1 protein-coding gene is annotated in these 202 nt (G+C 57.4%); it reads right to left on the minus strand.

The annotated features are described in order from the left end of the window. Positions 1-202: DDE-type integrase/transposase/recombinase (locus QEP12_RS17010; RefSeq protein WP_284214999.1), on the minus strand; the 202-nt coding region annotated here is incomplete at both ends.

Consider the following 202-nt stretch of genomic DNA (forward strand, 5'->3'; position numbering starts at 1 on the left):
CCCACCGAAGGCATCAGGCCAGCTTCCTCCAAACGCTCTGTGTAGCAAATAGACACATACTGGCTCCCCCTATCGGAGTGGTGAATCAGTTTCGTATCGCTTGAAGGTTGTCTGGCATACAGCGCCTGCTCCAGCGCATCCACCACAAAGTCCGTACGCATGTGGCTGCTGACCCGCCAGCCCACTATGCGGCGGGCATAGA

This window comes from Comamonas jiangduensis (genome assembly GCF_030162955.1).
Lineage (GTDB): Bacteria > Pseudomonadota > Gammaproteobacteria > Burkholderiales > Burkholderiaceae_C > Comamonas > Comamonas jiangduensis.